The organism is Psychrobacter sp., assembly GCF_030454045.1.
Classification (GTDB): Bacteria; Pseudomonadota; Gammaproteobacteria; order Pseudomonadales; family Moraxellaceae; genus Psychrobacter.
In genome coordinates, this window is the sequence record NZ_JAKDJE010000095.1 from 1 (window position 1) to 9,941 (window position 9,941).

The 9,941-nt window shown below is 44.6% G+C and carries 7 protein-coding genes; 1 reads left to right on the plus strand and 6 read right to left on the minus strand.

The window, feature by feature from the left end; genetic code table 11:
- Positions 1 to 82: 82 nt before the first annotated feature.
- The 6 genes from L0G63_RS12610 to carA form a co-directional block, all read right to left on the minus strand.
- A complete protein-coding gene (locus L0G63_RS12610; RefSeq protein WP_301450972.1) occupies positions 83 to 1,351 on the minus strand; it encodes a putative DNA modification/repair radical SAM protein in 1,269 nt (422 codons plus the stop codon).
- Positions 1,352 to 1,588: 237 nt separating this feature from the next.
- Positions 1,589 to 2,371: a hypothetical protein gene (locus tag L0G63_RS12615; RefSeq protein ID WP_301450973.1), complete on the minus strand. Its 783-nt coding sequence runs from the start codon at positions 2,369 to 2,371 to the stop codon at positions 1,589 to 1,591.
- 509 nt (positions 2,372 to 2,880) lie between these two features.
- Positions 2,881 to 3,357 carry a transcription elongation factor GreA gene (gene greA, locus L0G63_RS12620; RefSeq protein WP_058025194.1) on the minus strand — a complete coding sequence of 159 codons (477 nt, stop codon included), beginning with the start codon at positions 3,355 to 3,357 and terminating at the stop codon, positions 2,881 to 2,883.
- Positions 3,358 to 3,683: 326 nt separating this feature from the next.
- Complete coding sequence (gene carB, locus L0G63_RS12625) at positions 3,684 to 6,947, minus strand: carbamoyl-phosphate synthase large subunit (RefSeq protein ID WP_301450974.1); 3,264 nt, start codon at positions 6,945 to 6,947, stop codon at positions 3,684 to 3,686.
- 52 nt (positions 6,948 to 6,999) lie between these two features.
- Positions 7,000 to 7,395 carry a hypothetical protein gene (locus tag L0G63_RS12630; RefSeq protein ID WP_156410704.1) on the minus strand — a complete coding sequence of 132 codons (396 nt, stop codon included), beginning with the start codon at positions 7,393 to 7,395 and terminating at the stop codon, positions 7,000 to 7,002.
- 35 nt (positions 7,396 to 7,430) lie between these two features.
- The gene (gene carA, locus L0G63_RS12635) at positions 7,431 to 8,672 is read right to left on the minus strand and encodes a glutamine-hydrolyzing carbamoyl-phosphate synthase small subunit (protein WP_301450975.1); all 1,242 of its coding nucleotides are present in this window, start codon (positions 8,670 to 8,672) and stop codon (positions 7,431 to 7,433) included.
- 509 nt (positions 8,673 to 9,181) lie between these two features.
- Between carA and L0G63_RS12640 the strand changes: the two genes are divergently transcribed.
- Positions 9,182 to 9,718: a gamma carbonic anhydrase family protein gene (locus tag L0G63_RS12640; protein WP_301450976.1), complete on the plus strand. Its 537-nt coding sequence runs from the start codon at positions 9,182 to 9,184 to the stop codon at positions 9,716 to 9,718.
- The last annotated feature ends 223 nt before the right edge of the window (positions 9,719 to 9,941 follow it).

The following is a 9,941-nucleotide window of genomic DNA, read 5'->3' on the forward strand; positions in this document are numbered from 1 at the left end:
GAACAATTTTAGCGATCAGCAGTGCCTATTTGCGAATGTTCAACACGCCCTAGATTGATTTATATTTACGACAATGCCAAATTTAAAACAACGCTAGCTGACCGCTACGTTGATCTTTAAACTTGGTCTGCGTTTGCGCCAGTACATATTGACGAAAGTTGTCACGCGTCAAGTGAGCGAGGTGCTCGTTTTTGCCAGTCGTTGCGATAAAATACTTGGCACGGTTAACCGCGGCTCCCATCTTTTTGAGATGCTCTAGAGTCAGCTGATTGAACTTGCGTGCTTTGACGATTTTTTTGGCAGTCTTGGTACCGATACCAGGGATACGCACGATCATCTCATAAGTCGCTGTCTGAATATTGACAGGAAAATGCTCACGATGGCGTATCGCCCAAGCCAGTTTTGGGTCACAGTCTAAGTCCAAAAATGGCGACTCTGGCTCCACAATCTCGTGCGCACCAAACCCATAAAAACGCATTAACCAATCTGCTTGATATAGACGGTTCTCGCGCACCATCGGCACAGGGGTCCCAATCGCTGGCAAGCGATTATCAGAGAGCATGGGGACATAACCTGAGTAATAGACACGCTTGAGATCATAGGTTTTATAAAAGTGACTTGATAATTGAATCACCTGCAAGTCAGTCTCGTTGCTCGCACCGACGATCATTTGACTGGTTTGACCCGCGGGCGTAAATTTAGGCGCTTTTTTGTGGGTTTTACGGCTCTCACGGATAGTTATAATCTCTTCTTTTACCGTCTCCATTGGTGCTTTTAACTCATCATGTGATTTTTCTGGCGCGAGCAGAGCCAGTCCTGACTTGGTTGGAATCTCGATATTAACGCTCAAGCGATCAGCATACAGTCCCGCTTCTAGTAGTAGCTCCTTTGAGGTGCCAGGAATGGTTTTTAGATGAATATAACCGTTAAAACGCTCACGGGTACGCAAGAGCTTAGCGACTTCGACCAGTCGCTCCATCGTATAATCACCATTTTTAAAAATACCTGAGCTGAGAAACAGCCCCTCGATATAGTTACGACGATAAAACTGCATGGTCAAATCGACCACCTCTTCGACACTAAACGCGGCGCGCGGGGTGTCATTGCTTTTACGTGAAGTACAATACGCGCAGTCGTAGATACAATGATTGGTCAATAGAATTTTTAACAAACTGACGCAGCGACCATCTTCAGTGTAACTGTGACAAATACCGCTTTTTGAAGCATCGCCCAAACCGCCACCTTGGTTTTTACGTGTACCAGCGGAGGAGGAGCAAGAGACATCATATTTTGCTGCATCGGCCAAGATATTGAGTTTGCCTTGTAATCTTTCATAATTGATGTTTGCCATAAGTCGCGTTTTACCAATTAATTGATGAACAACTATTTTACCAAAATACACAGTAAGTCATTGTATTAATAGGAAAATTGATAAAACAATACGACAGATAGTGTCGTATGGCTCATGGTGTCGTGGGGGTGCGTAAATGCTACTCGATGTCATAGACATTAAAAAAGATCCTGAATGTTCAGGACCTTTTGCAAAGTGATATGGTTAAAGACACGTATCTTGTCGTGAGTGCATTATTTATTGAACCTTGGCACGTATCACCACGGTTTGATTGCCATTGGCATTAAGATTTGCTAAGTTCCATTTTAGGCCAGAGTAGTTTTCTTGCACAACAACGGTATTGCCAACTTGCTGGATGGTTTGATAAGTGTCGCCGCCAGTGGTGGCAAAGGTTGGTAATGGGCTATTTAACGATACCAGCTGGACGCCACTCGGCAATGAAACCATAGCATTGATGTCATTGACTGGCTGTGCCGTGGTGTTGGTGTATGTGGTGTGATACTCAATGACATCACCAGGGGCGATATGGTTGGCAGGCACCGCAACCTCACGTCCAGCGCCATTTTTCATGATTTTCATGACCTTGGTGTTTGCATTGACAATCCCTGGTGTGCTGAATGTTGGTGTCAGTTGCACAGCATCCAAATTCATTGTCACTTGATGGGGTGCAGGTTGGCTTGTGATCACCGTTGTCGCGGGCGCATTCATCACAGGTACGCTTGTGACAGTCGTGCTGCCTTGAACAACAGGAGATTGGCGAACGACATAACGTGGCACGGTAGTGACTTGAGTCACCGCATAAGGCATGCCATCTTTCATCGTGATGCCGTTTGGTGTGGCTGTGATGGTCGCTGTTTTGCCATCAGAGTACTGCTCGACTACGGTGGTACTGCCACCAACAGAGGAGCTAACAGCAATCTCAGGTGCAGCATGGGCTGAAGCGGCAGCAAGCACTATCCCTACGAATAGGGCAGATACAGTAGCGGTTGGGATTGATGGCGTATAAGACTTCATGGTCATGATAGACTCCTTAGCAGTTTCAATAAGTAACAGTAAGTAAAACAGCAATAAATTAACGTTTAAACACACAAAATCCTCGCTAAATGACACCGCAAAGTATGCCAAATAACGAGGGTATTAGTACGGACGATAGTCGGTGTCTACGATCAGACCATCATTATTTTGAGTAGCAAGTACAATGCTATTGACCTATCTAAAAGTGAGCATCAAGTGTCTCTAACACGATAATCACTGAGGTATAAAGCTCAATCACTATGTACGAAGGCTTAAATGATTAAGCACCAAAACAAATCAGGTATAAAAGCAGCATTGTGTAACGAGTATGCTATAAATGCGATCAATATATGATGCCGCTGTCATCTATATCATAAGTCGCTGATTGTCAGTAATATCTATCACGATAAAAATGTTTGCTGTAGAAGAAAACGGTTACTTAAAAAATCTGTTATTTAAAAAGTCTCTTATTCAAAAATATACTGCTTAAATGATCTCACCTCTTAAGCATAAAATTAATCGTAGATGACTTTCATCACTTCATATTCAACCACACCTTTTGGGGTCTCAATACGCACTTCATCGCCTTCAAACTTACCGATAAGGCCACGAGCGATTGGTGAGTTGACTGAGATTTTGCCTGCTTTGAAGTCAGCCTCATCATCGCCGACGATTTTGTACTGTTTTTCTTCTTCAGTGTCCATGTTTTCGATTATGACGCTGACGCCAAATACGACACGACCTTCTTTTGGTAATGTCGAGGGATCGATGACCTGTGCGCCACCAAGCTTGGCTTCAATATCACGAATACGCGCTTCGCAAAAGCCTTGTTGCTCACGGGCAGCATGGTACTCAGCGTTTTCTTTTAAATCGCCGTGTTCACGGGCTTCAGCAATCGATGCTGTGATGCGTGGACGGTCGACACTTTTTAACTGTTTTAATTCAGCTTCTAAAGCTGCATGTCCTTGCGGAGTCATGGGATAACGTTGCATGTTTTTTCCTTAAACCAATAACACCACACCATCTCATAAGGAGATGGTGTCAATGTTGTTGCAATGAGTATGAAATATAAAAAGAGCGGGGTTCAGATGGTGTCGTCAGTAAATAGGCTGTTGTGTGTTAGCACCTCTACTTTTAGCACCAAGCGCACTGAACCTTATGTAATAAAAAGCATAGTCGCAGTTCAGCCACTATGCTTTTGTAGGTTTGTCTCTTTCAAAATATTGTTTTTTTAACGTATGATTATCACAAAATAATCAATAACAAGTTTTGGCTAAGCTTTTATGTAAGCTTAGCGGTTATGCTTAATCTACTGAAATTATTCAGCCGCGTCAATAGACTTTGCTTGCTCATGTAAATCTTGTAACTTATAGACATCAAACGGTAAGTCAATGGCATAAGATTTACAAACCGCATCGGCTGCACCTAACGTCGTGACATAGAATACCTTGCCTTGTAGCGCACTACGGCGGATAGAGAATGAATCCTCTTGTGCCTGCTTGCCTTCGGTCGTATTGATAATCAGGTCAATTTTGCCGTTCTTTAGGGCGTCAACGATGTGCGGACGACCTTCAGTGACCTTGTTGATTTGCTGACTTTCGATACCAGCGTCGCTCAGTACTTTTTGCGTGCCAGTGGTTGATACGATATTAAAACCGAAATCTGCAAGCTGACGGGCGATTGAGGCGATCTGTCCTTTGTCGCTATCACGAACTGAGATAAAGACCGTCTTGGTCTCGCCTTCAGTCGGTAGGCCAGGCAGACGCTCATTACTACCGATGATGGCTTTGTAGAATGCTTCACCAAAGGTTTTGCCCACACCCATGACTTCGCCCGTTGATTTCATCTCAGGACTCAAGATGGGATCAACACCTGGGAATTTGGCAAATGGGAACACCGCTTCTTTGACCGCATAAAATGCTGGAACAATCTCAGTCGTGAAGCCTTGGTCCTTGAGTGAGGTGCCTGCCATACAGCGAGCCGCGACCTGCGCTAGTGAGGTACCGATACACTTAGAGACAAACGGTACGGTACGCGCAGCACGTGGGTTCACCTCCAAAATATATACCGTTTCGCCTTTGACCGCAAACTGAACGTTCATCAAACCGACCACGCCAAGCTCTTTTGCCATAGCAATGGTTTGAGCGCGCATCACATCACATAGCTCATCAGACAATGAATATGGTGGTAGTGAACATGCTGAGTCACCTGAGTGGACACCTGCCTGTTCGATATGTTGCATGATACCGCCGATGACCACGTCATTACCATCACATACGCAGTCGACATCGACTTCGATAGCGTCATCTAAGAAGCGATCAAGCAGGACAGGCGCTTCGTTTGAGGCTTGTACTGCAGTGCGCAGGTAATGTTTTAGCTCATCTTCGTTATAGACGATTTCCATCGCGCGGCCACCTAACACATAAGATGGACGTACCACCAATGGATAGCCCACGTCTTTCGCTTTAACCAAGCCATCTTCCAAGCTGGTTGCTAAGGCATTCGATGGTTGTACAAGGTTTAGCTGCTGAATCATATGCTGGAAGCGCTCACGGTCTTCAGCACGGTCGATCGCATCAGGACTCGTACCGATGATTTTTACGCCTGCTGACTCTAACGCACGCGCAAGTTTCAATGGCGTTTGGCCACCGAACTGCACAATCACACCGTCTGGGTTTTCGATACGGACGATTTCTAGCACGTCTTCTAATGTGATTGGCTCAAAGTATAGACGGTCGGAGGTGTCATAATCGGTTGAAACCGTTTCAGGGTTACAGTTGACCATAATGGTCTCATAGCCGTCTTCACGCATGGCAAGCGCTGCATGTACACAGCAGTAATCAAACTCGATACCTTGACCGATACGGTTAGGGCCGCCACCGATGACCATGATTTTTTTCTTGTCAGTTGGGTTGGCTTCACATTCGCTATCGTAGGTTGAGTACATATAAGCGGTGCTGGTCGCAAACTCTGCAGCACAGGTATCGACACGTTTATAGACTGGATAAACGTTTAGATCCCAACGTTTCTTACGTAGTTGCTTTTGTGAGATACCAAGCAATTTAGCCAAACGCAAATCTGACAAGCCTTTACGCTTAAAGCGACGTAGGTTGTTTTCGTTTAAGCCACCAAAGCCGAGTGATTTTACCGTCGCTTCGGTCTTAACGATGTCTTCGATTTGTACCAAGAACCACGGGTCAATCTTGGTGTAATTAAATACGTCATCAACGCTCATACCGACACGGAAGGCATCAGCAACGTAATAGATACGCTCAGGCGTTGGAATGGTTAAGCGGTTGATAATCTCACTACGAGCCTTCTCAGCACTGACTTTGGATAAATCAATTTGCTCATCGAAACCATCCGCGCCAGTTTCCATACCGCGCAAGGCTTTTTGCATCGACTCTTGGAAGTTACGACCGATCGCCATGACTTCACCGACCGATTTCATCTGAGTCGATAGGATGTTGTCTGCTTGTGGGAATTTTTCAAAGTTGAAACGCGGTATCTTGGTGACAACGTAATCAAGCGCAGGCTCAAAGCTGGCTGGCGTTTTGCCGCCTGTGATGTCATTTTGCAATTCATCTAGGGTATAACCGATTGCCAGTTTTGCTGCGATTTTGGCAATCGGGAAGCCAGTCGCTTTTGAGGCGAGGGCAGACGAGCGTGATACACGTGGATTCATCTCGATGACGACCATACGTCCCGTATCAGGGTTGATACCGAACTGGACGTTTGAGCCGCCTGTTTCAACACCGATCTCACGCAGTACTGCTAATGACGCATTACGCATGATTTGGTATTCTTTATCGGTCAACGTCTGCGCGGGTGCGACAGTGATTGAGTCGCCTGTATGTACGCCCATTGGGTCAAAGTTTTCGATGGCACAGATGATGATGCAGTTATCGTTTTTGTCACGAACCACTTCCATCTCGTACTCTTTCCAGCCGATGAGTGATTCATCGATGAGTAGTTGATGGTTTGGTGATAAGTCAAAACCGCGCTCACAAATCTCGATAAACTCATCGCGGTTGTAAGCAATACCGCCGCCTGAACCGCCCATCGTGAATGATGGACGAATGATACACGGATAGCCCATTTTTTCTTGAGTCGCAAAGGCTTCTTCCATGGTCTCAGCGGTTTCAGCGCGTGGACACTCAAGGCCGATGCGCTTCATAGCCTTGTCAAATAAGTCGCGATCTTCTGCCATCTCGATTGAGTCTTTGGTCGCGCCAATTAGCTCGCAGTCATATTTAGTCAGTACGCCATGCTTATCTAGGTCTAGTGCACAGTTGAGCGCGGTCTGTCCGCCCATGGTTGGCAAGATTGCATCAGGACGCTCTTTGGTAATGATTTGCTCAACCGTCTGCCATGTGATTGGCTCGATATAGGTGGCATCTGCCATGACAGGGTCAGTCATAATGGTCGCAGGGTTTGAGTTGACCAAGATGACACGGTAGCCTTCTTCTTTTAGTGCTTTACACGCCTGTGCGCCTGAGTAGTCAAACTCACACGCTTGGCCGATGACGATGGGGCCTGCGCCAATGATAAGAATGCTTTTTATGTCGGTACGTTTTGGCATTGAAACACCTTAGAATTTGGATAAGTAAAGTTATTTATTAAAGTTATGTTTTTTAGTTAGAACAAACTTTATATTTCAACCAAGCAAGAGTTTCTTGATCGTTTGTAGCTTTAGGTAATATGCTGTTTAAAGTCAAATATCCATAAAAACCACCATCTTCGTCAACTATAACTGGTGGGCTATTTGCAATAGTGTTACATGGGCTATATTTTGAGATACTTGAACCGTATTTACCGATAGTGTTATGAATAGATAGAGGTGAAATTTCTGAACCATATTTTCCAATAGTATTATGAATCGAGTCAGGCGATATTTCCGAACAGCTTAGGCAACCTAGATACTCTGAATTATTTGTATCACCAAACAACATGAGCTTATTTGCAGCATTTACGTTGGATGTCATAACTAAAATAGAGCAAGTTATAAGTAACTTTAATATAATTTTCACAAATTTCAGCCTTAATTTATTTTACTAAAACCAATTTATACTGACGCTGTTTTGGCACCTGCCATCATATCCGCAAACTTATCAAACAATGGCGCGCAGTCATGTGGACCTGGGCTGGCTTCTGGGTGACCTTGGAAGCTAAATACAGGCTTATCGGTCAACTCGATACCTTGGTTGGTACCATCGAATAATGAACGATGGGTAGATTTAACGTTGTCAGGTAGCGTGTCTTCATCAACCGCAAAGCCATGGTTTTGACTGGTGATCATCACTGTGCCAGTCGCTAGATCTTGCACCGGATGGTTGGCACCATGGTGGCCCGTTTTCATTTTGATCGTATTGGCACCGCTGGCAAGACCGATTAGCTGATGGCCTAAGCAAATACCAAAGGTTGGTACGTCTGTTTCTTCAATAATGTGACGTACGGCGTCGATTGCATAATCACAAGCTGCAGGATCACCAGGGCCGTTTGATAAGAAGATACCGTCTGGGTTCATCGCGAGCACATCAGCAATAGGCGTTTGTGCTGGGACCACCGTCACGTGACAGCCGCGGTCGACGAGCATACGCAGGATGTTGGTTTTGCTGCCAAAGTCATAAGCAACGACATTGTATTTGGCATCGACATGCGTACCCAACTGCTTAAAGAAGCCGCCCGTACCGCTATCAAAGCTGCCTTCGACATCGCGGTTGAGTAGGGTGTCTGACAGATCCCATGTGCCTACTGTCCATTCAAAACTTTCTGTGGTGCAGCATTCTTTTGCCAGATCCATACCTTTTAGACCTGCAAACCCTTGAGCCAGCTTAATCGCTTTTTGCTCGTCGTCGCTTGTGATCGTCTCACCGTTTGATGCAGTCATGATACAGCCGTTTTGTGCACCCTTATCGCGCAATAGGCGGGTCAACTGGCGTGTATCAATTTCAGCGATAGCGACGGTATTGTTACGTTGTAGATAGTCGCTAAGCGATTCAGAGTTGCGGAAGTTAGAAGTGGCCATGGTGGCGTCACGGATAATCAGACCGTCCGCCCATACTTTTTGTCCATTACCAGACTCGGTGTCCTCGGCGTTGGTGCCAGTATTACCGATATGCGGATAAGTCAAGGTCACAAGCTGTCGAGCATAACTTGGATCGGTTAGGATTTCTTGATACCCTGTCATGGCTGTATTAAATACGACCTCACCAACACGATGACCTAGGCTGCCGATACTGACACCGCGAAAAATTGTACCGTCTGCTAATGCCAAAATTGCTTGTGTTTCTACCGATGAATTCAAGGATTGCCTCCGCTATTATTGGTGAGTGCCATCATGTTCTGTGGGTTAGGGTTTTGCTCTGTATCCTTTTATTTACCGCACCTGACTGCTATCAGATAAAATAAATCAAAGGGCGATATACAAAAATTTCCCACAAAAAAGCGAGAAGACATTATTGATGAAAACTACAAAACCCACTAGATAGTGAATAGGTAACTTGCATCATGTCCGCTCGCTTAGGCACAGATTTTGCGTATTATATATAAAATAGACGAGTATGGCTAGCCGATTCTTTGGATTAATAGTCATTACATAAAGGAAAGTTGAGTTTTTATGAGGAATACAGACTGAATAAAATAGCCTAAGCATAAAAAAGCAGGTTTACGGTCATTTTCAATAACATTGATATTCATCAGCCACTAATAGCGCTGGATTTTAGCAGTTGGCTTTGCCACAATGAACAGCGCAGCGATATACTCAATTTTTATGATCGTTTGTTATAAAAATAATGAAGATAACAAGGAGTTGTTATGATTTATCAGTATTTGGACAAAACCCCTGAGTTTGCCGTACCATTCAATGGTTGGGTAGCAGATTCAGCGCAAGTGATGGGTGATGTGTATCTGGGTCATCAGGCCAATGTTTGGTTTGGTGCGGTGATACGCGGCGATAACGATCGTATTCATATCGGCGACTATAGTAATGTGCAAGAAAATAGTGTGATTCACACTGATGCAGGTATCAAAGTGACTATCGGTGATTACGTGACTATTGGCCATCTAGCGATGCTGCATGGCTGTGAGATCGGTGATAACAGTCTGGTTGGTATTGGTGCGGTGGTACTCAATAATGTCAAAATAGGCAAAAACTGCCTGATAGGGGCGAAAGCTTTAATTACTGAAGGTCAGGTTATTCCTGATAACTCACTAGTGATGGGCGCACCTGCCAAAGTCGTTAAGACACTGACAGATGAGCAAGTAGCGATGTTGAAAATGTCAGCGCTGCATTATGCTGAGCGTTGTCAAAAATTCAAAACAGGCTTAACAGAAATAGCGATGCCTGACTAAAGGTAAATGGTTAAAGCAATTATAAGTGGACAAATTACAAGGTACGAGCTTTATCTAATTGATGTACTATTTAATTAATGTACTCCTCCTTAGTCGATAATCGTACCCAATTTTATTAGGGCGTGTTGAACATTCGACCATGGCACTGACAGCGACTATTTTTTAGGTGATTCGAGGTTAAAAATAATAAGTTTAGTCATTCTAAGCGCTTATTTTTAACGAT

Bases quoted from the DNA above. Each gene is read 5' to 3' on its own strand.
- L0G63_RS12640 (WP_301450976.1), top strand. From the start codon at position 9,182: ATGATTTATCAGTATTTGGACAAAACCCCTGAGTTTGCCGTACCATTC.
- L0G63_RS12615 (WP_301450973.1), bottom strand. From the start codon at position 2,371: ATGACCATGAAGTCTTATACGCCATCAATCCCAACCGCTACTGTATCT.
- L0G63_RS12610 (WP_301450972.1), bottom strand. From the start codon at position 1,351: ATGGCAAACATCAATTATGAAAGATTACAAGGCAAACTCAATATCTTG.
- greA (WP_058025194.1), bottom strand. From the start codon at position 3,357: ATGCAACGTTATCCCATGACTCCGCAAGGACATGCAGCTTTAGAAGCT.
- carB (WP_301450974.1), bottom strand. From the start codon at position 6,947: ATGCCAAAACGTACCGACATAAAAAGCATTCTTATCATTGGCGCAGGC.